The sequence below is a fragment of the Pseudomonas flavescens genome (genome assembly GCF_013408425.1).
Classification (GTDB): domain Bacteria; phylum Pseudomonadota; class Gammaproteobacteria; order Pseudomonadales; family Pseudomonadaceae; genus Aquipseudomonas; species Aquipseudomonas fulva_A.
Window position 1 is genome coordinate 3,319,125 of record NZ_JACBYV010000001.1, and the last position, 22,127, is coordinate 3,341,251.

General features: G+C 59.9%; 21 protein-coding genes and 1 pseudogene. 11 read left to right on the plus strand and 11 right to left on the minus strand.

Annotated elements, in window-relative coordinates:
- Positions 1-49 precede the first annotated feature (49 nt).
- From FHR27_RS14785 to FHR27_RS14800, 4 genes are all read left to right on the plus strand, one after another.
- On the plus strand, positions 50-733 hold the full coding sequence (locus tag FHR27_RS14785; protein WP_042551849.1) for a response regulator transcription factor: 684 nt from the start codon (positions 50-52) through the stop codon (positions 731-733).
- A complete protein-coding gene (locus tag FHR27_RS14790) occupies positions 723-1,994 on the plus strand; it encodes a sensor histidine kinase (RefSeq protein ID WP_179538940.1) in 1,272 nt (423 codons plus the stop codon). The genes FHR27_RS14785 and FHR27_RS14790 overlap by 11 nt, the downstream gene beginning before the upstream one ends.
- Positions 1,995-2,073: 79 nt before the next feature.
- Positions 2,074-2,751, plus strand: a complete 678-nt coding sequence (locus FHR27_RS14795) for a class I SAM-dependent methyltransferase (RefSeq protein WP_179538941.1) — start codon at positions 2,074-2,076, stop codon at positions 2,749-2,751.
- A complete protein-coding gene (locus FHR27_RS14800; protein WP_179538942.1) occupies positions 2,751-3,446 on the plus strand; it encodes a lipopolysaccharide kinase InaA family protein in 696 nt (231 codons plus the stop codon). Before FHR27_RS14795 ends, FHR27_RS14800 begins: the two co-directional genes overlap by 1 nt.
- A gap of 210 nt (positions 3,447-3,656) precedes the next feature.
- On the opposite strand, the gene FHR27_RS14805 is transcribed toward FHR27_RS14800, so the two are convergent.
- The 6 genes and pseudogenes from FHR27_RS14805 to FHR27_RS14835 form a co-directional block, all read right to left on the minus strand.
- Complete coding sequence (locus FHR27_RS14805) at positions 3,657-3,950, minus strand: hypothetical protein (RefSeq protein WP_156152628.1); 294 nt, start codon at positions 3,948-3,950, stop codon at positions 3,657-3,659.
- A gap of 80 nt (positions 3,951-4,030) precedes the next feature.
- On the minus strand, positions 4,031-4,300 hold the full coding sequence (locus FHR27_RS14810) for a hypothetical protein (RefSeq protein ID WP_082045669.1): 270 nt from the start codon (positions 4,298-4,300) through the stop codon (positions 4,031-4,033).
- A 1,107-nt stretch (positions 4,301-5,407) separates the two neighbouring features.
- Positions 5,408-5,728: a hypothetical protein gene (locus FHR27_RS14815; RefSeq protein ID WP_179538943.1), complete on the minus strand. Its 321-nt coding sequence runs from the start codon at positions 5,726-5,728 to the stop codon at positions 5,408-5,410.
- Between the two features lie 137 nt (positions 5,729-5,865).
- On the minus strand, positions 5,866-6,276 hold the full coding sequence (locus FHR27_RS14820) for a hypothetical protein (protein WP_179538944.1): 411 nt from the start codon (positions 6,274-6,276) through the stop codon (positions 5,866-5,868).
- A 174-nt stretch (positions 6,277-6,450) separates the two neighbouring features.
- Positions 6,451-6,996, minus strand: a pseudogene (locus FHR27_RS26935) (DUF3916 domain-containing protein).
- Between the two features lie 336 nt (positions 6,997-7,332).
- Positions 7,333-7,770: a barstar family protein gene (locus FHR27_RS14835; RefSeq protein ID WP_306456091.1), complete on the minus strand. Its 438-nt coding sequence runs from the start codon at positions 7,768-7,770 to the stop codon at positions 7,333-7,335.
- A 240-nt stretch (positions 7,771-8,010) separates the two neighbouring features.
- Here FHR27_RS14835 and FHR27_RS26940 point away from each other — a divergent pair, with 240 nt between their 5' ends.
- Positions 8,011-8,094, plus strand: a complete 84-nt coding sequence (locus FHR27_RS26940; RefSeq protein WP_264650104.1) for a hypothetical protein — start codon at positions 8,011-8,013, stop codon at positions 8,092-8,094.
- A 97-nt stretch (positions 8,095-8,191) separates the two neighbouring features.
- A complete protein-coding gene (locus tag FHR27_RS26945; protein WP_231570233.1) occupies positions 8,192-8,473 on the plus strand; it encodes a tyrosine-type recombinase/integrase in 282 nt (93 codons plus the stop codon).
- 83 nt (positions 8,474-8,556) lie between these two features.
- On the opposite strand, the gene FHR27_RS14845 is transcribed toward FHR27_RS26945, so the two are convergent.
- A complete protein-coding gene (locus FHR27_RS14845) occupies positions 8,557-8,976 on the minus strand; it encodes an Lrp/AsnC family transcriptional regulator (RefSeq protein WP_042556423.1) in 420 nt (139 codons plus the stop codon).
- A gap of 179 nt (positions 8,977-9,155) precedes the next feature.
- Here FHR27_RS14845 and yjeH point away from each other — a divergent pair, with 179 nt between their 5' ends.
- On the plus strand, positions 9,156-10,412 hold the full coding sequence (gene yjeH / locus FHR27_RS14850) for an L-methionine/branched-chain amino acid transporter (RefSeq protein WP_179538947.1): 1,257 nt from the start codon (positions 9,156-9,158) through the stop codon (positions 10,410-10,412).
- Positions 10,413-10,414: 2 nt separating this feature from the next.
- Here the strand turns inward: yjeH and FHR27_RS14855 are convergent, their stop codons facing one another.
- Positions 10,415-15,364, minus strand: coding sequence for a tetratricopeptide repeat protein (locus FHR27_RS14855; RefSeq protein ID WP_179538948.1), 4,950 nt, complete (start codon positions 15,362-15,364; stop codon positions 10,415-10,417).
- A gap of 153 nt (positions 15,365-15,517) precedes the next feature.
- Here FHR27_RS14855 and yejK point away from each other — a divergent pair, with 153 nt between their 5' ends.
- Both yejK and FHR27_RS14865 read left to right on the plus strand, forming a co-directional pair.
- Positions 15,518-16,525 (plus strand): nucleoid-associated protein YejK, encoded by a 1,008-nt coding sequence (gene yejK / locus FHR27_RS14860; protein WP_042556409.1) that lies wholly within the window; start codon positions 15,518-15,520, stop codon positions 16,523-16,525.
- Positions 16,526-16,549: 24 nt separating this feature from the next.
- Positions 16,550-16,873, plus strand: coding sequence for a glutaredoxin family protein (locus FHR27_RS14865; protein ID WP_179538949.1), 324 nt, complete (start codon positions 16,550-16,552; stop codon positions 16,871-16,873).
- A gap of 32 nt (positions 16,874-16,905) precedes the next feature.
- Here the strand turns inward: FHR27_RS14865 and FHR27_RS14870 are convergent, their stop codons facing one another.
- Positions 16,906-17,394, minus strand: a complete 489-nt coding sequence (locus FHR27_RS14870) for a GNAT family N-acetyltransferase (RefSeq protein ID WP_179538950.1) — start codon at positions 17,392-17,394, stop codon at positions 16,906-16,908.
- Positions 17,395-17,587: 193 nt separating this feature from the next.
- Here FHR27_RS14870 and FHR27_RS14875 point away from each other — a divergent pair, with 193 nt between their 5' ends.
- Entirely contained in the window at positions 17,588-17,971 is a 384-nt protein-coding gene (locus FHR27_RS14875; protein WP_042556412.1) for a MerR family transcriptional regulator, read from the plus strand.
- On the opposite strand, the gene FHR27_RS14880 is transcribed toward FHR27_RS14875, so the two are convergent.
- Together FHR27_RS14880 and qhpR are read right to left on the minus strand one after the other, a co-directional pair.
- On the minus strand, positions 17,919-18,929 hold the full coding sequence (locus tag FHR27_RS14880) for an NAD-dependent epimerase/dehydratase family protein (RefSeq protein WP_042556413.1): 1,011 nt from the start codon (positions 18,927-18,929) through the stop codon (positions 17,919-17,921). The genes FHR27_RS14875 and FHR27_RS14880 overlap by 53 nt on opposite strands.
- Positions 18,930-19,104: 175 nt before the next feature.
- Positions 19,105-20,196 carry an AraC-like transcriptional regulator QhpR gene (gene qhpR / locus FHR27_RS14885; RefSeq protein WP_179538951.1) on the minus strand — a complete coding sequence of 364 codons (1,092 nt, stop codon included), beginning with the start codon at positions 20,194-20,196 and terminating at the stop codon, positions 19,105-19,107.
- 343 nt (positions 20,197-20,539) lie between these two features.
- On the opposite strand from qhpR, the gene exaC reads away from it, so the two are divergent.
- Entirely contained in the window at positions 20,540-22,060 is a 1,521-nt protein-coding gene (exaC, locus tag FHR27_RS14890) for an acetaldehyde dehydrogenase ExaC (RefSeq protein WP_179538952.1), read from the plus strand.
- Positions 22,061-22,127: the final 67 nt, after the last annotated feature.

Here is a 22,127-nt window from a genome sequence, read left to right on the forward strand (position 1 = left end):
CGTCATCGCTTCGTGAAAAAAGCGTCAATCCCTGTGAAGAGAACGTTGCATGCGCATTCTGGTGATCGAAGACAACCGTGACATCCTGGCCAATATCCTGGATTACCTGCAGCTCAAGGGTTACACCGCCGATTGTGCCCAGGACGGTCTGTCCGGCCTGCACCTGGCGACCCAGGGGCATTACGACCTGATCGTGCTGGACATCATGCTGCCCGGCCTGGACGGCTATCAGCTGTGCCGCCGCTTGCGCGAAGAAGCGCGCAGCAGCATTCCGATCCTCATGCTCACCGCCCGTGACGCCCTGGAAGACCGCCTGCAAGGGCTGAGTGCGGGCGCCGACGATTATCTGGTCAAGCCCTTCGCGCTCTCCGAGCTGGTCGCCCGCATCGAAGCCATCCTGCGGCGCTCCCAGGGCAATCGGCGACGCCTGCTGGAGGTCGCCGACCTCACCTACGACCTGGACACGCTGACCGTGAGCCGCTCCGGTACGCTCATCAAGCTCAACCCGCTGGGCATGAAGCTGCTGGCGGTACTGATGCAGCGCTCGCCCGCGGTGGTGCGCCGCGAGGCGCTGGAGGAAGCTCTGTGGGGCGACGACTGCCCGGACAGCGACAGCTTGCGCAGCCATATCCATCAATTGCGCCAGGCCATCGACAAACCCTTCACCACGGCACTGCTGCATACCCTGCACGGCGTGGGCTACCGCCTGGCAGCGAATCGCGATGGAAACTAGGCAACCGTTCCGACGGCGCATTCTCATCGCCTTCGTGACCATGACCATTCTGGTCAGCGGCATCTTCTCCCTGAGCATCGTGGCCATCGTTCATCTGATCGAAGAACACCTGGTTTCCGAGGAGCTCGCCCTCGAACTGGGCGTGGTAGTGCAGCAGGATCTGCAGAGCGGCCAGGAGCCGCGCCTCGACTCGCGCACCCGTTTCTATGCTTCTAACTACCCGCAGTACACGGTGCCCAGCCGCTATGCGGACCTGCCGGAGGGTTTCAGCGAACAGTTCGAAGGCGAGCGGGCCTTCTATATCTTCACGCAGATCATCGGCGGCGAGCGTTACCTGCTGGTGCAGGAACAGAGCGAATTCGAAAAACGCGAGCAGGTGCTGTTCAACGTGGTGCTCGCCGGCTTTCTGCTTTCCGTGCTCGGCGCCCTGGCGCTGGGCTGGTTCATGTCCGAACGGGTGATGCGCCCGGTGAGCAAGCTGGCCAATCAGGTACGCCACCGTGACCAGTTGCTGCCGCTGGCGCCAGCCCTGGCCCCGGAGTACCCGGACGACGAAGTCGGCCAGCTGGCGGCCGCATTCGACAGCACCCTGGGTCGCCTGCGCCAGTCGCTGGAGCGCGAACGCCTGTTCACCAGCGACGTCAGCCACGAGCTGCGCACGCCTCTGATGGTCATCGCCAGCTCCTGCGAACTGCTCTCTCAGGTCGCGCTGCAGCCAGCACAACGCAAGCAGCTGGAACGTATCGAAAGAGCCAGCGCCGAGATGCAGGATCTGGTGCAGACCTTTCTGCAACTGGCCCGGGTCAAGGGTAACGAAAGCCTGTTCGCCGGCAGCGCCAGCCTGCGCCAGATCGCCGATGAACAGCTCGATATCTGGTCACCGCTGATGCGCGAGAAAGGTCTGGATTTCCGCATGGAGGTGGCTGCACAGGACGATGGTGTCTACAACCCCACCTTGCTGCGTACGGTGATGGCCAACCTGCTGCGCAACGCCCTGCACTACACCGAAACCGGCTTCGTGAAGCTGACCCTGCAGCCCGGCGGCTTTCGTGTCGAGGACAGCGGCGTCGGCATTCCGGAACAGCAGCACGAACAAATCTTCGACCCCTTCGTGCGCGGCGAGCAGGCCCGGGGCGAGGGCCTCGGCCTGGGCCTGTCGCTGGTCAAACGGATTTGCGCGCACCAGGGCTGGCAGATATCGGTGCACAGCCTGCCCGTCACCGGGAGCTGTTTTCAGGTGTCGTTCGAGGCGCCGTCCTGACACTTTTTTCACGTCTGCTTAACGGCTTCATCAGAAGCCGCTGCATAAGATCGAGGCACTACCACCAAGGTGCCTCGCCATGTCCAAGCCCAGATCCATCGAGCTCGCATTCTCCGGCAAGTACGACCAGAACCATGCTCAGGGTTACCTCAACAAACACCAGGACGGGCTGGCCCGTCGGCTTTCCCACTGGCGCGATCTTCAGGTAGGCCGTAGCGCCCTGCGCCTGGCCGGCGATCCCAACCTGGTGCTGGACCTGCCCTGCGGTGCGGGCCGTTTCTGGCCGATGCTCGCCGAACACCCGAACCGGGTGATCCTGGCTGCCGACAATTCCGCTGACATGCTCAGCACCGCCCTCGCCGCTCAACCAGCCGAGGTGGTCGCTCGGGTAAAAGCCTTCAAGACCTCGGCGTTCGACATCGCCCTGGGCGACAACTCGGTGGACTGCGTGTTCTGCATTCGTTTGCTGCACCACCTCCAGTTAGCGGAACATCGACTGGCGGCGCTGGGCGAATTTCATCGCGTCACCCGGGATACCGTGATCGTGTCGTTATGGGTCGACGGCAACTACAAGGCCTGGCGTCGGCGCCGCCTGGAACAGCGCCGCGGCGTTGGCGAGAATCGCTTCGTGGTGCGCCGCGACGAAATCGAATTCGAGTTTCTCAAAGCCGGTTTCCAGATCCTCGGCCACCGCGACTTCCTGCCCGGTTACGCCATGTGGCGCACCTACGTGCTGCGCAAGCGTGAGGTGCTGTAATGGCAACGGTAATCGGCTATCAATCGGCAGTGCAGGCCAGCTCGACCTTCGAGCGCTGGTGGCAATGCAGCGGCGCCTGGGTGGAGCCCCTCAACCAGCGCCGCGAGGGAGAAAGCGGTGTGCAATTTCTGCAACCACGCAACCCGTCTTACCTGGCGCTGTACAGCAAGCGCCAGACCGGCCATCTATATCGCAGCCTGCGCCATCCGCTGGGCCGCCCGACCATCATGCGCGAGCTACAGGCATACCAGGCATTCGCGCAATTGGGCATCCATGTGCCAAAACTCGTTTATGGATCGGCCAGAAAACAAGCCGGCCAGTGGCAGGCGCTGCTCATCACCCAGGCCCTTCCGGGCTTTATCAGCCTCGATCAGTGGTACGCCGAAGCACGCGCTCCCGAGCAATCCCGCTGCATATTGACGGCCCTGGCCAACACCTTGGCACGCCTGCACCAGAACCGCTGGCAACACAGTTGCTGTTATGCCAAGCACATCTTCGTCAAGGTCAACGATCTTGAAGACAACTCACCCAGCGCAGAGATCGCCCTACTCGACCTGGAAAAAAGCCGCCGCCGCTGGCGCAAAACCGATGCCTCACGCCACGACATGCGCCAGCTACAACGCCACCGTGGCGCCATGCCCGACGAGGATTGGGATTTACTGATGGAAGCCTATGCGTCGTTGATGCAGCGCTAAAATGTACTTACGCACCAAGGCGTAGAGCGTATTAAGGCGTAATCCGCCGAATGAAAGTGGCCTCACCGTGCTCCAATAACAGAACGCCCCGTGCGAGGCGAGGCGCTCAGTCTAGCGGTGGATATAGCCAGTTAGCGGTAAATGACGGATTACGCTGCGCTAGGCTACGCGCACCGATCCATCCTACAGGTGCTGTTCCGTCTTACCGCGTTAATTTATTGCTCTCGATACAAAAATAACCTCTTCATCATCTGAATCTGTTATCAAAAAATCGGCCATTTCACCTATCTCCGCTGAAGGCCAATAAAGCTCCTGTGCTTTAGCTTGGTTTTCCCAGCGGATCGCAATGCATTCCGAGGAAAAATTAGAAGCCAACCATTCATAGCCATTAATTGATCGCATCGGTGAGCTTATGAATACTACGGATGCCTCCATAGGTATACCAAAAGAGTAAACAATCACCCTGTCCTCTAGCTCAACAGTTACGCCATCTCGATATTTCATACTGGACTACCGCTAACGTTTGGTTAAGGGGCGGGCCTTAGGCCATCCCAGTGAGCGTAGCGAACGATTTGAACCACTAGTTAGGCATCATGGCTAACTGATTGTAAGAACCTAGCTTGAAAATTTGTTGCCAGCATTCGATCTACTGCATTCAGAGATTCTATTGCTTGCTGAGGATCAAATGTGCGTCCTTGCAGGATAGCGTCAGCTTGATTATGGAGAGCATATGCCAGATGGGCTGCAGCTTTTACCGCCGGATCAGGAGTGTCGTCGCTACCTAAATGATGGGCGAGCAATTGCCGGATTTCGTAAACTGCGAAAGCCAACAATTGGTTTTGCGTAATGTCCATGCAAATGTATCTCCATGGTGCCTAACGATTAAGCTAAGAGGCGGCGGCACACCGTCCCAGCGAACGAAGTGAGAGATTTCAGCGCCTTGTTAGCTTTCATCACGATGCCTGATCGGGGTTGGAGTATCTTGGCAGTTCTGGAGTAAGGCATATTTTCCATTGGACTTGTCCACTAAGGAAATTGGCTGTGAAGTGTCGCCACCATCCAGCGATATCCTTACCTCCATTTCTTGATCTTCAAACGAGAGTAGTTCATTAATCAAGCCAGCTATTGTCTTGCCTCTGGACGTCCACTCAGGATTCTTCATGTGAGACCTAACGTTTGGTTAAGGGTCGGGCTTTAGCCCGTCCCAGTGAGCGCAGCGAACGGTTTGAACCAGTTGTTAGGCTGTGCCATTAGCTTGGTACCACTTTTTAACAAGAGCAGATGAATGATGGCGAACTCTCTGTGAAAAATGTTTGTTTTCTACAATTGAGTTTAATTCCTGGGTGATCTCGTTGTTGGCTGGCGCTCCTTGCTCTAGCCAGCTAACAGCAAGACCAACCCAATATTCTGATGGAGCTTGTAAACCCGCAAGAACAATTTCGTGTGCAGGGGGCTGATTGCAGCGTTGTTCGCTGTAGGGTGACTCTAAGTAAACAACTAAGGCTCGCGGATCCATTGTGAGGCCTAACGTTTGGTTAAGGGGCGGGCTTTAGCCCGTACCAGCGAGCGACTTAAACCACTAGTTAGACGCGGTGGTAAATCGAGCATTGAATGTGCAGGCGACGCCAAATGTACCTCAAGCCGAACCGAAAGGGTGGGCAACGAACGTGCGGGCGCTGGCAGATAAAGAAAGGTGAGGCGTCAACGAGGCTTGCTCCGGCGATGGGCCGGTAAGGCCACTGCAGAACGCTGCGGACATTCAGCTGACTGGTGCGCTGATGCCTAATGCTTGTAGCTGCGCAAAGGTTTGGCTGATGAACTGATTTAAGGCTTCCGTGCATATAAAACCACCAAAACGAATAACCGTTTCTAACGTTTGAGTTAAGCGGACCACCGCAGGCGGGTCCGCTTGAAGGAATGGATAGGCTTCGGCGCCGCTCCGCGTAGCACCACGGGAGGCTCTAAAGAAAGCTGCCTTGAGAAAAGGTTATCTCGCCATCCTCGAATTCTCGAACCCATACATCACGTAACTCTTCACCACGACCGCGCGCGTGAAATGAGACGGAGGGTTGAAAACTAGCGACACGCTCGACTAGGTAAGAGAGATAGCTTGCTGAGACGTTGAACATGACTTCCTGACCAGAGAACGCGTCCCTCAGGTCTTGGAGTACATCGAAGTTCATGCCGTCTTCGGCAAGAACCTTCTTCAATTCAACTTGTATCGAATCGACGTCGATCTCGTTTTCGATATATTGGATCTCTAGGAATGTTGCAAAGCTCATTCGTGCTCCGTATTCAGATGTTCGTGGGCCAACTGGCACTTCAGAAGTATGGAAGTCCTAACGTTTGGTTAAGGGGCGGGTTTTAGCCCGTCCCAGAGAGCGAAGCGAACGATTTGAACCACTTGTTAGAGAGCATTTTAGGAGTTCCATGGGACTTGCTTTAGCTCCCAAGCGCTTCCATACCTTGAGCGTTCCGTAATTTTATTTGGCCCGCTTTCTGGTGCCTCAGCGGAGTAGTTGGAGCGCCACGTGTAGCGCTCTCTCGACCAAGTAACTATTAACTCTGCTTCGCTCCAGTATAAATTTGATAGCAGTGCTTCAAACTCTTCGAGCCAATCATTTTCTAGGCAGTAAAATTCTTTATACCCTGCGGAAAAATTTATATGGCTACCGTAGTAAGAGTGAGGTTGGCTCTGAGGAATATGGGAGAAAAGTCTTTTGATTAGATAAGCGCCGGTCTCTGGCAGAGCTTGAAGCTGCACAATATTATGAGCATCTTGAGATGATGTCGTGATCCCTGCAATAAAACCATAGACACTAACTGACATGATGTTCTCTAACGTTTGGTTAAGGGGCGGCGGAACGCAGTCCCAGTGAGCGGAGCGAGCAATTTGAACCGCTAGTTAGGTGTCAGGCACACGGCCAGCGCTCACCAGGATGCTCACGCTCCCAATGGTATTTGAAAAATCCCAGTGAGCGAGGCGAACGATTTGAACCACTTGTTAGCCGTACTGATGGACTTCGCCAAAATACCAATGCTCAGAAATATATGGATTTCCATCATCATCTTTGTCAATACGCAAAACTCCAAGCTCATTAAAACCCTCCGGTAGTTCTAGCCCAAATTCTTGAGCAAGACTTTTTCCTTGGATTCTTTCAATTTTCCCGAAGCGTCCAGTTTGTTCGACTGTGTGCTCTTTAAAATATTCTTCACTTGTATAAACGCACAACTCACTTGAGAACATGCAGGGAAATTAAATAACGCATGTGACTCTAGAGTACTCAGCGTCTTGGGGTTTGGCTTTGTATATATGGTGTGCGGCATCTATAAGTTGCTGTGCACAAAATGCTTGTATGCTCTTGGTGGTTTGCTTGCCCTCAACAAGATTTCGATACACAGGGATCTTATAGTTCCAGTACTTTTCCTCTGGTGTTAGCTGGCTTGGAAAATATCCTGAGAACGATTTTTTCCAGCGCGCGAGTGCACGTAAACGACGTGGTATGCCACGAAGTTTTTTATTGCTAAACGAAAATCTGCGAGCTGTCATAAAGTATGGCTAACGTTTGGTTAAGGGGCGGGCTTTAGCCCGTCCCAGTGAGCGGAGCGGGCGACTTGAACCACTAGTTAGGTTGTTCTCTGGAGTAGGTAGCAAACTCGGCACTGCCTTTTTTTGCCCACATTAGTCGTTCGCAGTTGGGACAGATATAAATGCTGCCCGACACTGAATACAAGGCATCGAGTTTTTCTTCACTCCCAAGGCCAGAGGTGCTGATTGAGTCAAACTCCTCGTCTCGAATCGTTATCCAGCCGGTGTCTGGGATTGGCGAGAGGTTATGAATGTAGCCGCATGGGCATGCAAGCTTTGGCATGATCTACCTAAAGATTAAGCTAAGGAGCGGCGGCACGACGTCCCAGTGAACGTAGTGAGCGATTTGAGCGTCTGGTTAGGCATAAACCACTTCGCTTGCGAGCTGCGGATATTCACCCTGCATTTCAACAAGGCATTTTTTAGTAGTACAGCGTCACGAGGCAGGCGCTCGGAGAACTGCGGCCACCCCAAGAACCTAACTGTGTATGGCATTTCAACCAAGCCCGTTATGGCGTCCCAGAAAGCGTCCCAGTTAGCTCCATACCAGCCCGGAAAATTCAGCGAACTCATCAGCAACGAATGTAATTCTTCTGCACTAGTAACCGCTCGTAGATCGATCTCTATGAGCTGTACGCGAGGCATATGTTTTGGCCTAACAGTGATTAGATGGAATTCTTCGTTAAAGCAATAGTAAAGAATTCCGCATAATGCCGCACCACCCAACGTAAGCATAAGAAAAAATACTTATTTATCAGGATCTTAAGCCCATACATCCCCACACGCCGTACTCGCTTGACTTGTGCATTCCACCTGCCGCCACCACTGCATATAAAACCAGAAGCACCACACTGGAGTCGACATGGATCGTTCACCCTCCAAGCCTCGCCTGCGTGAGCAGGTCAGCGCAGTGATGCGTGTGATCACTACAGCATTCGCACCGAGCAGTCTTACTGGTACTGGATTCGCTATTTCATCCGCTTTCATCGGTTGCGCTATCCGGTGGAGATGGGAGCTGTGGAGGTCAGCGATTTTCTTGCGTGGCTGGCGTGGCGGTAGATCGCAAGGTGGCTGCCGCGACCCAGAACCTGGTGCTCAATGCGTTGGTGTTTCTATGCACCAACGTGCTTGTGCCGCTGGGCCAACTTGGTGAGGTGTGCATGCCAAACGCCCCACACGTATTCCCTGCGTATTGACGCATGCTGAGGCAACGGCACTGATCGCCCAGCTTGGCCAGTCGTATCAGTTACTGGCCGCACTTATGCAAGGTACCGGTTTGCGCGTGGTGGAGGCTGCTCGCCTGCGTAGCAAGGATGTGGATTTTGATCGGCAGGTGATCACCGTACATGACGGCAAGGGCGCCAAGGAGCGGATGACCTTGTTACCTACTTCGCTTATTGCAGGAGCGGCGGGCACGCAGGCTCGCCGGCTCGGGTGAACCTGATCAAGGCCTGCGTGCTGCGTATCACTGCTGAGTAGCCCTTGCCGCTCATGGCACTGCATGTTCGCCACGGCTCAAGCTCACATCAGCCAGTCCTTGACCAGCACATGGGTCTTCACCTTGAAGACGCCGGGGAAGTTCTCGATTTCGCCACGTACTTCAGCCAACCGTTCCATGGAAGGTGCCTCGATATACAGCAGCATGTCGGTTTCGCCGCTGATGCCGGAGCAGCGACGGATTTCCGGGAATACACGCATGCGCTCGACGTACTGTTCGCAGCGCCCGCCGGTGTAGAACAGCTCCAGATAAGCCCGCACCGCGATACTGGTGGGTTCGGCGATGCGGGCGTGATAGCCCTGAATGACCCCGGACGCTTCCAGCTGGCGGATGCGCTCGCTCACCGCGGAGCGTGACAGGTTGACCTGCCGGGCGACCTCGGTGACGGTCAGGCGCGCGTCTGCGCGCAGCAAGGCGATGATGCGTTGATCGAACTTGTCCACGTGGCTCTCTGCACCCGTCTGCACATACAAGATGACGGGCATTCCCGCCGTTTCGTCGGTCTACGCCGACACTTCGCCAGCAGCCGCCGAAGCGAGGCGGCCTTACCATGACAGCCTGGCGGATCAGCGCACCGCAACGGGTGACAGCCGCCATGTCACGACGAGCGAGAGCATACAACATGAGTCGATTGAACAAGGAATTGGGGCTGCTGCAGGGCGTGGGTTTGCTGTGCACGTCACTGCTGGGCACCGGGATTTTCGTGATTCCGGCGCTGGCTGCCACCGCTGCTGGCGAGATCTCGCTGTGGGCCTGGCTGCTGCTGATCGCGCTGGTGCTGCCGATGGCGTTCACCTTCGCCCAGCTCGGCCGCAGTTACCCCCATGCTGGCGGTGCACCGCACCTGATCGGTCGTGCATTCGGCGAGCGCATGGAGCGCTTGAGCGCGTTTCTGTTTCTCGCGGTGATTCCGGTCGGCTTGCCGGCGGCGCTGAATATCGCCAGCGGGTTCTGGCATGCCTTGTTTGAGCTAAGCGACCTGGCGGTGCTGGCCATCCAGCTGGCTACGCTGGGCATCATCCTGTTGCTCGGCCAACGGCCGGCACGCACCTCGGGCAGCGTGCAGCTCGTCATAGCCCTGGCCATCGTCGCCACCATCGCGCTGATCTGGTTCAAGGGCGACCTGCCTCACGCCGATCAACCCCTGCTGCCGCCTCTGGCGGGCAACTGGCAGTTGCTCCCGGTGGCGCTGGGCGTGATGTTCTGGTGTTTCGTCGGCATCGAGGCCTTCACCCACCTGGGCGAGGAGTTCAGGAACCCGCAGCGCGACTTTCCCCTGGCCCTGCTGCTCGGCGTGGTGCTCGCCGGCCTGGTGTACTGGGCCTGCTCGGTGGCGGTACTGAGCTTTCACGCCTACGGCGATGCACGCACCGACGCGGCCTCGCTGCCACGCATGCTCGATCTACTGCTCGGCGACGGGGCTCGCTGGCTAAGCGCGAGCATCGGTTATCTGGCCTGTTTCGCCTCCATGAACGTGTACATCCAGGGCTTCGCCCGGCTGATCTGGAGCCTCGCCGACGAAGGCAAGCTGCCGCGCCCACTGGCCGGCCGCAACGCCAATGGCGTGCCGGCCAGGGCGCTGCTGCTGGTGGTGCTCAGCTGTGCACTGAGCACCACGGTGATCTGGTGCCTGTCACTGTCGCTGGATCAACTGATCCGCTATGCCAACGGCAACTTCGTCGTCATCTACCTGCTCAGCATGGCCGCCGGCTGGGTGCTGCTCAAGGGCGTATGGCGCTGGCTGGCCGGCATCAGCGCCCTGCTCTGCCTCGGCATTCTGCTGATACTCGGCATCGACGCGCTGTATGCCATCGGCCTGCTGGGTGTGCTGATGCTGCTCGACCGCAGGCGCCAGGCGCGCCGGGCCTGCGTGGCATGAGGTCAGCCCTTCCACCAGCGGCGTAGACGCCAGCGCCAGCGCGCGGAAAGCAACTCGCCATGCAACCCGAGGCGTACGCCAACGCGCTGGCGCAGGCGCCAGAATGCCAGGTGCTTCGGCCCCGCCAGATCCTCGCCTTGCTGCAGGCGCTCACGAGCCTGGTCCGGGGTGACGGCGTCGGCACAGGCCTCGGCCAGGTTCAGCAAGGCGCGATAATAATTGCGCATCGAGGCGCCCTCCAGGCGCTCCAGCCAGCCACCGAGGGCTTCTTGATCACCGGCCAGTGCCGCGTCGACAGCCAGCCACACCATGGCATCGGCTTCCCGTGGATCACGCTCCAGCGCCTGCCTTGAAATCGCCGCGGCAGTGTCATCCATGCCGCGCACACGATAGCCCAGCGCCAGGTTGCCCAATGCCCAGGCCGGTGCATCGGGCCGCTGCCAGTCACCGAGGGTGTCGAACAGCAGTCGATAGCGCTTGCTTTCGACCAGGGCATAGCTGGCGGCGCCCCATACGTCGGCCTCTTCGGCAATGGCCTGTCGACAGCTGTTCAGGACGGAGCCGAGCAGGATGCGATTGGCGTGCGGCGTCCTGCCCAGTACGCGGAACATCGCGCACTTGGCCGCGTGACGCGGGTCATTGCGCAGCGCCTTGCGGAAGGCGTACGACAGCGTGAGGTTGCTCAGCAGGTCATGGGTACGCCAGCTCAGCCAGGTTTCCACCGCTGCGCTATGCAGGCTGCCGTCGGCGATCCCGGCATCCAGCACTTCACGCAGCAGTGGCTCACGGACGGCGAAGTCGGTTACGTCATCGTCCCAGCGCGACTCTGCGGCCGCCTCGCTGGCCAGGAAGGTCAATGCCCGACGCTGCAGTTCGCGTTCACCGCTCGCCCGTGCCAACGGCAGCACCCGACCCCAGGCGGCGACCTGGTCACCGGTTTCGAGCAATGCGTCCAGCCGTTGCAGCGCGGCGCCAGTGCCCTGCAGTTCAGCGACCAGATCGAACGCGTTGAAGGCCGCGAAGCTGTAGCGGGCATCCAGTGCCCAGGCACGCTCGAACGCAGGCAATGCCTGAGTCTTGTCGCCATGCAGCAGCAGCGCATGGCCAAGGAAGCCATGGGCCATGGCGACCTGAGGCTCCAGACGGACCATTTCGCGAGCGGCGCCGATGTAGGCCGGGTGGTCGCCATCTTCGTCATGCCAGTCAGCCAGGTGGCGCCAGCCCTGATAGCTGTCCGGATGCTGCGTCAGCAGGTCACGCAGGGCGGCGATGGCTCCAGGACCATCCCCCTCGGCACGCGAGGCGCGCGGCCCGTAGAGCGCCATGTCGATCGGCGGTTTGCCTTCCCAGTACGGGGCGGCGAGCACCCTGCGCATGTCGTCGTGGCGCCCCGCCTCCAGCAGCAGATCCAGCAGGCGGCCGTTGATTGCCCGATGCCGAGGGCTGTAGCGCAATGCCTCGCGCAGGGCACGCTCACGCTCGGCCAGGTCACTTTCCTGATCGGCCAGGGCGATCCAGGCATCGGAGTCCCCCGGCCGGCTCTCCACCAGTTCCCGCGCCAACTGCAAGGGGCGCTGCTCGCACTGCAGCGTGCCCGCATAGTGCCTCAGCTGATTCCACGCCCACTCGTTGCCCGGCTCGTCGCGCAGCACCCGCTCGGCCTGATCCGCCGCTTCGGCGAACGCATCGCGGCGGCCCAGTACGTAGGCCAGATAGACCCGCAGCTCGGTGTTCTCCGGCGCACGCGACAACACCTGGCGCAGCATGCGCTCGGCCTCGTCCAGGCGATCGTCCTGCTCCAGCAGGCAGTCGACATAGAGACTGACGCTGGGCGTCCACAACGGATTGATGCGCAAGCTCTCCTGCAGCGTCTCGTAACAGGCATCGAGCTCGCCAAGGTGCTTGTGCAGCCGCGCCAGCTCCAGCGACAGCCTGGGCAGCAGTGGAAAACGCTCGATCGCCTGGCGCAGGGTGGCGGCAGCCGCCTCGTGCTGATCCATGCGCGCCAACTGGCGGGCCACGACCACCCAGAGATGCCAGAGGTCCTCACGCTGCTCCAGCGCCTCGCGCAACTGGTCGAGCAATACCTGTGGCTCGAGCAAGCGCTGCGCCTGTTGCTCATACGCCAGCCAGCCGTCTCCGAAGGTCACCTGGCGCACCAGTTCGGCGTGGATCTCGACGAGCGTCTGGGTGGCCTGCTGCTGGCCATCGCAGGTGTCGAGCAGGACATTGCTGGCATAGTCGTTGTCGACCGACAGGCGCAGGGCCAGTCGCATGGCCTCCCGGGCGGCCTCCCGACGACCGTCCTGCAACAGGACGAAGCCGCGGGTGGAATGGTAGAAGGTGCTCTGCATGTCGACCTGACCAGCCTGCTCGCAGAGCTGCAACGCCTCGTCACGACGCCCCTGCCGAGCCAGGCAGATGGCCAGTTCGCGCAGAGCCCAGGAATACTGGGGATGATTCTCCAACAGGCGACGCAGCGCCTGTTCCGCCGCTGGCAGCGAGCGGCGCTGCGCGCGCTCCACTTGCAGCTCGGCGATGCCCAGATGGTGCGGGTATTGGCCAGCCAGTTCCTCGACGTACTGGTCAGCCGCTTCGCTGCCCTCGCTCTGTTCCAGCAGGGTCACGCACATGCGCTGCGCCGCTACCGACAATGGCTCGAGGGCCGCGGCTTCCCGTGCCCACTCGAGCGTCTGCAGCACATCGGCGGCACGGCGCATACCCTGCTTGACCGCGGCACGCAGCCACCAGGCGCGACGACACCGCGGCTCGGCGCGGGCCAGCAGCGCCTGACAGGCATCGATGTCACCGTTGCGCCCGTGGTATTCGGCCAGCCCCAACAGCAGTTCGCCGTCCTCGGGGCGCTGCTCCAGTGCCTGCTCCAGCAGGGCCTGGGCGTCATAGGGGCGCAACAACTCGTCGAGCATCTCGCTGAGGGTCAGGCTGGGCGCGGCAGCCAGCCGGCCAAGCTGGGCCTGACGCCGTTCGAGGAATTGCAGCCCTTCTGCCGTACGCCCCAGCGCCCGCAGCGCGCGGAAATACTGCACGCTGTAGCCTTCGTGGGAAGCGTGCAGGCAGGCAGCGATTCGATACAGCTCGCAGGCCTGTTCGCGCAGGTTCTCGCCCCAGCGCAAACTGGCCAGGGCATTCCAGGCGCGGGCCTGGGTGGAGGTCTGCAGCAGCACCCGTTCGAGAATCCCGCTGACCTGTTCATGGGTACGGCCATCCTCGCTGAGCAGTTCGGCATAGCGCACGCTGATCGTCGGCTCGTTCCAGCGCTCCTGGCAGTGCCCGGCGAGCCAGTCCAGCTGAACGGAACGGGGCTGTAGCTGCGCCAGCGAATTGGCCTTGGCCAGAATCAGGTTGGAGTCCTCGGGAAACTGCTTCAGCAGTGCCTCGGTACCCTGCAGCACTTCACGTTCCTGACCGTCGTACCAGCCCAGGGAGCGTTGCGCCTGGCGGGTCAGCCGGTGCTCGGCAGCACGCGCCTGCAAGGCCTGGTAGGCAGTCAGTGCCTCGTCGCGGCGATGGACTTCCAGGGCACTGGTGAATCGATAGTACAGATCCCACAGGTCACGATCCGGCAACACCAGGCCTTCCAGGCGTCCCGCTTCGGCAGCCGGCAGCAACAGCATGCCCCGCGGACCGGAGGCGCGCTGTGCCTCGAACAGTTCCTCGGCCAGGTACTCGCCATGCTGTGGCTGTGCGGGGTCACGCACCAGCAGCGTGCCACGTGGTTCGTCGTAGCCCACCAGCGCCTGCAGATGACCGCTGCCGGTGTATTGCAAGGTCAGGGTGAAGGGTGCACCGCGGTCGATCAGCGCACGGGTGGTCGCCCAGTCCGCGGTGAACTCCACGGCCAGATAGCCATTGCGCTCCGCCCAGGCGCGCTCGGCCTGGTGCGAGGTGCCGTCGTAGCAGATTTCCTCGGCAACCTCGAGGTGTTCGACGGGCAGCCCCCAGTAATCGGAAATCGCCGTCAGGGTGGCAGGCACACAGGTCATGTGATGCTGCCTGACGAAACGTACCGGCAGTACCTGACGCCGCCCCGTCGGCTCGGCGAGACGGGTCTGCACGTTCAGGTAGAACCCGCCGCCCGCCTTGCCTGCCAGCTCGCGGGCTGCCGCGTAGTCGCCCTGCAGGCAGGCAATGTCACAGCGGCGGGCGGCGGCCCAGTCGGTACGCCGGCGCTCGGTGATCGGCTCGAGCGTTTGTATGTGATCGAGCCAGGACGAGGCTTCGTCCAGCAGCCCGCGCTCGATCAGGTGATCGACCAGGTGCGCGCAGATGCCTGGGCTTTGCATGTCACGGGCGCCACGGCGCATCAGTTGCAGAGCCCCATCGGCGTGCCCGAGCTGCAACTGCAGGGAGGCTGCCTGCATCAGGGCGGAACGAAAATCGGGGCGTGAGTCGAGTACCTGTTCGCACAGCGCCAGTGCTTCTTCGCGGCGGTCCTCCTGCTCCAGCGCATGGCTGCGCTCGACCAGCAACCAGGGGTCATCACCACTCAGTGCGCGAGCCTCCTCGAACAGCGCTTCGGCTGCCTGAAAATCACGCAACGAGGCATACAGGAAGCCCTTGAACGACAGCCATTCAGCACGCAACCCCTGCTCGGGCGGCAGCCAGTCGCCGAACGACTGGAACAAGCGCCAGGCACGATAGTGACCTCGGCGGGCGAACAGCATGCGGGCGTAACGCAGACGCGCATGGGAGGACTGCGGATAGCGTCGATAAGCCAGCCAGTTCAGCGCATCGGCCAGCCGTGGTGCACCGACGTGCCCTGCCAGCCGGGCAAAGCTGGTCATCGCCTCGGCGCCTTGCCAGTAACGGGGATCGCCCTGCTCGCTGGCCAGCGCGTAGGCCTGCAGCAGCAGGCCACGATCGACCAGCGCATCGAGGCGTTCGAGCAGAGCCGGTGATGGCGTCTGGGAATGGGGATTGAAAACGGACATTGCACTACCCTCCTTGGTCGTCGAATCTCGGCGGCACTCTATGCCGCCACGGCGTCATCGACAAGGGTGGCAGGCTGCACCTGTGACGGCCTGCTCGGGTACACTAGCGCCTCGCTGCGCTTCGTCACCCACTCGCTGTCACAAGGACCTCCCATGCCGATCCGTCACTGTATCGTCCACCTGATCGACAAGAAGCCCGACGGCAGCCCTGCCGTGCTGCACGCCCGCGACAGCGAACTGGGCGCTTCCCAGGCCATCGAGAACATGCTCGCCGACCTCAACGAGAGCTATAACGCCAAACAGGGCAAAGCCTGGGGCTTCTTTCATGAGGAATCCGGTGCCTACCCCTTCAGTGGCTGGTTGAAAACCTACCTCGATGAAGGCCAGGAATTCGCGGCGTTCAGCCGTCAGGCCGTGGAGCATCTGCAGAAGCTGATGGAAGAGTCCAACCTGTCCACCGGTGGTCACGTACTGTTCGCCCATTATCAGCAAGGCATGACCGACTACCTGGCCATCGCCCTGCTGCACCATAGCGAAGGTGTGGCGGTGAACGATGCGCTGGACGTGACCCCGGCCAAGCACCTGGATCTGGGCCAGTTGCACCTGGCGGCGCGAATCAACATCAGCGAGTGGCGCAACAACAAGCAGTCGAAGCAGTACATCTCCTTCATCAAAGGCAAGAACGGCAAGAAGGTCTCGGAGTACTTCCGCGACTTCATCGGCTGCCAGGAAGGCGTCGACTCGCCCAGCGAGACACGCACCCTGCTCAAGGCCTTCAGCGATTTCGTCGAGAGCGAAGACCTGCCCGAAGAACAGGCCCGGGCGAAGACCGACACCCTGGTCGACTACGCCACCAGCCAGGCCAAGATGGGCGAGCCGATGACCCTGGAAGAACTCTCCGGGCTGATCGACGAAGAGCGGCCGAAAGCGTTCTACGATCATATCCGCAACAAGGACTACGGCCTGTCGCCGGAGATCCCTGCCGACAAGCGCACGCTGAGCCAGTTCCGCCGCTTCACCGGCCGTGCCGAAGGCCTGTCGATCAGCTTCGAGGCCCACCTGCTGGGCTCGAAGATCGAGTACGACGAGGCCTCGGACACCCTGACCATTCGCAACCTGCCGACTCAACTGACCGACCAGTTGAAGCGCCGCAAAGACTGATCGACCTGAGCAGAGGGCTGCAGCATGAAACGGATTTTGCTGATTCTTGCGGTACTGGCGACCTGGCAACACTGGGATCGCATCGAGCCACGGCTGTTCGGCAGCAACCAGCAGGTCGCCGGCCAGGGCGAGGTGATCCTCTACGCCACCAGCTGGTGCGGCTACTGCGCCAAGACCCGAGAGTTCCTAGGCGAACGCGGTATCGCCTATACCGAGCTGGACATCGAAAAGTCCCCCGAAGCCCGCCGCGCCTACGACGCCCTGGGTGGCCGCGGCGTGCCGGTGCTCAAGGTCAACGACACGGTGATCCACGGCTACAACCCGCAGGGGATTTTGGCGGCGTACTGAGTTCAGGTGAGGAACTGGCGGCTCAAGGTGAGCTATGGTCGATCCGCTCTGCTGCGGGTCATATGGATGAGTGCTGATCTACGGCTATCCAGAGAGGCTCTCTCTTCGACAGCAAAGGGCAAGAAACCTAGTTTCGGATAAAGTAGCAAGCCTGCTGTATTTTCATTGAAGCACGAGATCTGTACCTCTGCGGCGTCATAACGGTCGAACGCCAGAGCTGTCATCGTCTCTACGATAAAGGTAGCCACGCCGTTACCTCTTGCCTCTCGGGCAACGACGACATTGCCAATACAGCAAACCCCACCCGCTTCAACCTGATAAAAGTTAGCAAAACCGACTACACCATTCTCGCTCTCGACAACCGTCGAATCGAATCGTTGAGTAATCGCGTTAGACAGCTGAGCTTCAGTCAAAGGGTATTGAGCTTTCGGGAACATATAGAACAGTTCCTGAGCGTTAAGGGGAAAGCTACAAATCGTCTTGATGTCATCAGCCTTCACAGGCCTGTGTTGCAATATCATCGCGCGTCCTTGAGGTCTTTGCTTTCGGCACTCTAGCTCATCAATCTTATCAAACGCTTTATTTGGTTATCGGGATACACATCAATGCGATTGCAGCCGTTCGCGACCGGCAGCTTTCGGCCAAAAAGCGGTCATTTTGCGTTTTGGCCATTTCTCGCTGTGACCTGCAGACCAAACGATCAGGATGTGATTTATGTATATTGGTGAACTTGCCAAACGAGCGCACTGCACACCGAAGGCCATTCGTTTGTATGAGCGGATGGGGCTGATAACGCCTCAGCGGATGGGCAGCTATCGGTCTTACACCGCACATCATCTAAAACTTGTTCAGATGATCCGTCAGGCCCAGACGGTGGGTTTCAAATTGGCAGAAATGAGTGAGCTGCTAGCCGCCAAGCAGCACCAGGCGCCGTTTCCCCTGGCCCTTGCCAATCAGGGTATCGAAGCCAAGCGCGTGGAGCTAAACGTAGAAATCCAATCTCTGTTGAGTCGCCAAGCTAATCTCACCCAATTACAGCAGCAACTCAACGAGCAATTTGGCCCGGATTCGGGTGTCTGTACGCCAGTAGGTGCGTAAATGCTTGTATCAGGGCTTCCTGCGCAGGGCGAGGTTGGTAACCCAATTCGGTGACCGCTTTTTCAATGCTGTAGCGCTGCTGCACGCCATAAAACATCCGTACCTGACTTCGCAGCAATTCGGCTGGTTTGCCGATGATGGTGGCACGCAGCTCTTGCAGCCAGGCGATCAGCAGGAGTAACGCCTTGGGTGCACGCGGTGGCAGCCGATAACCGGGGCAGCAGGCGTTAAGCGCTAAAATCACGTCTGCCAGTGACGATGATTGCGAGTTCGCCAGAATGTAGCGTTGGCCAGAGAGGCCACTCTGTGCAGCTCGAATCAGGCCATCGGCTACGTCACGTACATCGACAAAATTGAAATGAAAGTTCGGATCAATTACCAGTCTGCGATCAAGAACGGCAGCGAGAAAGCCCATGGTGTCGGTCAGCCGTGTAGCATTCGGGCCGATGATCGCTGACGGCAATATGGCAACCATCGATAGATTCATAGCTTTTGCGGTTTCCCATGCAGCGCGCTCAGACAGAATCTTCGACAGGTAGTACGGATTCTGCTCCTCGGTGTTCCAGATAGTTTCATCCAACTGCTTGCCGCTGTGCCCCACGGCGGCCACTGAACTTACATACACCACGCGCTTGACGCCCGCCTCGGCAGCAGCACGCAACACGTTTCGTGTGCCCTGCACATTGACCTCAACGATCTCGGCGTACGGATTTTTCGCCCAGTGTTTGAACACAGCTGCCACTTGGTACAACACGTCTACGCCTTGCAAGGCATGGCGCAAAGAGTCCGGATCTAGCAGTTCGGCACGAACCACATGACAGCCGAGCGTGTTCAATTCTGTGGGCTGTTGCGGGTCACGAACGCCTGCGCGCACCTGCTGCCCTCTGGCGAGCAACTCTTTGACCAAGGTGTTGCCAAGATGCCCATTAGCACCGGTGACGAGCGATAGCGTTTGCATAGGTAGCCTTATCCACTAGGAGTGGAACCCGAAACAGATAAGGCATCGTGAGGGTTGCCCCTAGGGGCAGAGTCAACGAGAACGGGAACAGACCAGACAGACCACAGTCCCTGTGGGAGGAGCTTCATCCACGCTTAATCCCACAAGCATTGTTGCGACGTACTGAGCCGCTCACTCAGTGAGCGCGCCCGCCGACGCCGTCACTGTCGTGTCGCCACTGCCGTGGGCTGACGCCGAACCAGCGGCGGAAGGCGCGTGAGAAGGCACTGACTTCCGAGTAACCGAGCAGTGGCGCCAGGTTGGAGATGGGCAGTTGGTGCTGACGCAGGTAATGGGTGGCCAGTTCGCGGCGCAGCTTGTCCACCATCGCGGAGAAGGTCAGGCCCTGGTCGCGCAGGCGTCGCTGCAGTGACCAACTGCTCATGCCCAGCCGCTCGGCAGCCAGTTCCAGCACCGGCTCGCCAATCAGCAATTGCTGGCGAATCTGCTCACGGACGTCGTCGGCGATATCCCGCTCGCCTCGCCCGCTCAGGTTGCTGAGTTGGCTGAGCGAGTCCTGCATGACCAGCAGCAACACCGGGTCGCTCTGCGGCATGGCGCGATCCAGGCCGCGCTTGGGAATTACCAGCGAGTTGAACGGCTGCTCGAAATACACCGGCGCATCGAAGACTTTGCAGTGCTCATGCCAGTGTTCGGGGCGCGGGTGCTCGAAATGCACGGCCCGCGGCGCCCACTGATGGCCGAGCACGTGACGCACCAGATTGAGCACCATGCCCAGGGTCAGCTCGGCATCCTGACGGCGGCAGAGAATGGCGCCGTGGCGTACCTGATAGTCGAAGCGGTAGCACTCGCCTTCATCCACCAGGCGAATCAGGCTATTGCGCTGATGCAGGGGGAAGGCACGGGAAAAGTTGATCAACGCCTGCTCGACGGTCGCCGAGCACAACCCGATATAACCGAGCAGCCCCAGCGCCTGAGGCTTGAACTGCTGCCCATAGTAGAGACCGAAGTTGTCGCAGCCGGATTGCCGCGAGGCCTCCTCCAGCACCTGGCAGTAATTGGGCAGGGCCAGGCTCAGCGTCGGGTGGCGCAGGGACTCCGGGTCGATACCGGAAACGCCGAGGATGCGATCCGCGTCACCACCGTGTTTTTCGATAAAGCCACACAGACCGCTGGCAGCGGCCGCCAGGACGCCGCTATTGGTTTGCCCACCGGATAACAGGGACAAACCAGCAGCCAAACCGGACTGGGCGAGAACGGAGCTCATGGCGCCTCCTTCGTGACAATTCATGTCTGGAAGCAAGAAGCACGCCGCCCCTCGTCGGATCGACCGTACAGGCTCTGCACCGAGGCTCTGCGGACAGAAGGTGGTATCGCACCCGGCTAAAAAGCCCCAAAACGAGTCATTCGGAAACACCCGCACCGAAACGGGGCGCACCATTTGACTCACCACGACAGAGCCAAGGCTGTGGTGAAAATTTGACCTTGCAGAACAGCCAGCCCCGCCTAGCGTCAAGTCAGCGACATGAATTCGTCTCATAGTTCAAGCGAGCTCCGGTCGAACCATCGACCCCTTACAACTACAAGAAACCGTCCTTGGGAGAACTGTCATGATCTACGCCAAACCCGGTACCGCAGGCGCTGTCGTCACCCTCAAGCCGCGCTACGGCAACTACATCGGCGGTGAATTCGTCGCCCCGGTCGGTGGCCAGTACTTCACCAACACCAGCCCGGTGGATGCCTCGGTGATCGGTGAATTCCCCCGTTCCGACGCCAAGGACATCGACAAGGCCCTCGACGCCGCCCATGCCGCCGCCGATGCCTGGGGCAAGACCTCGGTGCAGGATCGTGCACTGATTCTGCTGAAGATCGCCGACCGCATCGAAGCCAACCTCGAACTGCTCGCCGTCGCGGAAACCTGGGACAACGGCAAGGCCGTGCGCGAGACCCTCAACGCCGACGTGCCGCTGGCCGCCGATCACTTCCGCTACTTCGCCGGCTGCATCCGCGCGCAGGAAGGCAGCGCGGCGGAGATCAACGAACACACCGCCTCCTATCACTTCCACGAACCGCTGGGCGTGGTCGGGCAGATCATCCCCTGGAACTTCCCGCTGCTGATGGCCGCCTGGAAACTGGCTCCGGCCCTGGCGGCCGGCAACTGCGTGGTGCTCAAGCCCGCCGAGCAGACGCCGCTGTCGATCAGCGTGTTCGCCGAGCTGGTGGGCGACCTGCTGCCGCCGGGCGTACTCAACATCGTTCAGGGTTATGGCCGTGAAGCCGGCGAGGCGCTGGCCACCAGCACGCGCATCGCCAAGATCGCCTTCACCGGCTCCACGCCGGTCGGCTCGCACATCATGAAATGCGCGGCCGCCAACATCATCCCGAGCACCGTGGAGCTGGGCGGCAAGTCGCCCAACGTGTTCTTCGAAGACATCATGCAAGCCGAGCCGGCGTTCATCGAGAAGGCCGCCGAAGGCCTGGTGCTGGCTTTCTTCAACCAGGGCGAGGTGTGTACCTGCCCGTCCCGCGCGCTGGTGCAGGAGTCGATCTTCGAGCCGTTCATGGTCGAGGTGATGAAGAAGATCAAGGTCATCAAGCGCGGCAACCCGCTGGATACCGAGACCATGGTCGGCGCCCAGGCCTCCCAGCAGCAGTACGACAAGATCCTCAGCTACCTGGAGATCGCCCAGCAGGAGGGTGCCGAGCTGCTCACTGGCGGTGCCACCGAGAAGCTCGAAGGCGACCTGGCCAGCGGTTATTACATCCAGCCGACCCTGCTCAAGGGCACCAACACGATGCGCGTGTTCCAGGAGGAAATCTTCGGCCCGGTGGTCGGCGTGACCACCTTCAAGGACGAAGCCGAAGCCCTGGCCATCGCCAACGACACCGAGTTCGGCCTGGGCGCTGGCGTGTGGACGCGCGACATCAACCGCGCCTACCGCATGGGCCGTGGCATCAAGGCCGGTCGCGTATGGACCAACTGCTACCACCTGTACCCGGCGCACGCTGCCTTTGGCGGCTACAAGAAGTCCGGGGTCGGGCGCGAAACCCACAAGATGATGCTCGACCACTACCAGCAGACCAAGAACCTGCTGATCAGCTACGACATCAATCCGCTGGGCTTCTTCTGATCTGCCGATTTGCCATAGCCAGCCAACCCATAAAGCAGCGCTCGCCGCACCGCGGCGGGCGTGAAGG

What these genes read in the sequence shown, in the direction of transcription:
- FHR27_RS14785 (WP_042551849.1), top strand. Translation starts at nt 50, where the DNA reads ATGCGCATTCTGGTGATCGAAGACAACCGTGACATCCTGGCCAATATC.
- FHR27_RS14790 (WP_179538940.1), top strand. Translation starts at nt 723, where the DNA reads ATGGAAACTAGGCAACCGTTCCGACGGCGCATTCTCATCGCCTTCGTG.
- FHR27_RS14795 (WP_179538941.1), top strand. Translation starts at nt 2,074, where the DNA reads ATGTCCAAGCCCAGATCCATCGAGCTCGCATTCTCCGGCAAGTACGAC.
- FHR27_RS14800 (WP_179538942.1), top strand. Translation starts at nt 2,751, where the DNA reads ATGGCAACGGTAATCGGCTATCAATCGGCAGTGCAGGCCAGCTCGACC.
- FHR27_RS14805 (WP_156152628.1), bottom strand. Translation starts at nt 3,950, where the DNA reads ATGAAATATCGAGATGGCGTAACTGTTGAGCTAGAGGACAGGGTGATT.
- FHR27_RS14810 (WP_082045669.1), bottom strand. Translation starts at nt 4,300, where the DNA reads ATGGACATTACGCAAAACCAATTGTTGGCTTTCGCAGTTTACGAAATC.
- FHR27_RS14815 (WP_179538943.1), bottom strand. Translation starts at nt 5,728, where the DNA reads ATGAGCTTTGCAACATTCCTAGAGATCCAATATATCGAAAACGAGATC.
- FHR27_RS14820 (WP_179538944.1), bottom strand. Translation starts at nt 6,276, where the DNA reads ATGTCAGTTAGTGTCTATGGTTTTATTGCAGGGATCACGACATCATCT.
- FHR27_RS14835 (WP_306456091.1), bottom strand. Translation starts at nt 7,770, where the DNA reads ATGCTTACGTTGGGTGGTGCGGCATTATGCGGAATTCTTTACTATTGC.
- yjeH (WP_179538947.1), top strand. Translation starts at nt 9,156, where the DNA reads ATGAGTCGATTGAACAAGGAATTGGGGCTGCTGCAGGGCGTGGGTTTG.
- FHR27_RS14855 (WP_179538948.1), bottom strand. Translation starts at nt 15,364, where the DNA reads ATGTCCGTTTTCAATCCCCATTCCCAGACGCCATCACCGGCTCTGCTC.
- yejK (WP_042556409.1), top strand. Translation starts at nt 15,518, where the DNA reads ATGCCGATCCGTCACTGTATCGTCCACCTGATCGACAAGAAGCCCGAC.
- FHR27_RS14865 (WP_179538949.1), top strand. Translation starts at nt 16,550, where the DNA reads ATGAAACGGATTTTGCTGATTCTTGCGGTACTGGCGACCTGGCAACAC.
- FHR27_RS14870 (WP_179538950.1), bottom strand. Translation starts at nt 17,394, where the DNA reads ATGATATTGCAACACAGGCCTGTGAAGGCTGATGACATCAAGACGATT.
- FHR27_RS14875 (WP_042556412.1), top strand. Translation starts at nt 17,588, where the DNA reads ATGTATATTGGTGAACTTGCCAAACGAGCGCACTGCACACCGAAGGCC.
- FHR27_RS14880 (WP_042556413.1), bottom strand. Translation starts at nt 18,929, where the DNA reads ATGCAAACGCTATCGCTCGTCACCGGTGCTAATGGGCATCTTGGCAAC.
- qhpR (WP_179538951.1), bottom strand. Translation starts at nt 20,196, where the DNA reads ATGAGCTCCGTTCTCGCCCAGTCCGGTTTGGCTGCTGGTTTGTCCCTG.
- exaC (WP_179538952.1), top strand. Translation starts at nt 20,540, where the DNA reads ATGATCTACGCCAAACCCGGTACCGCAGGCGCTGTCGTCACCCTCAAG.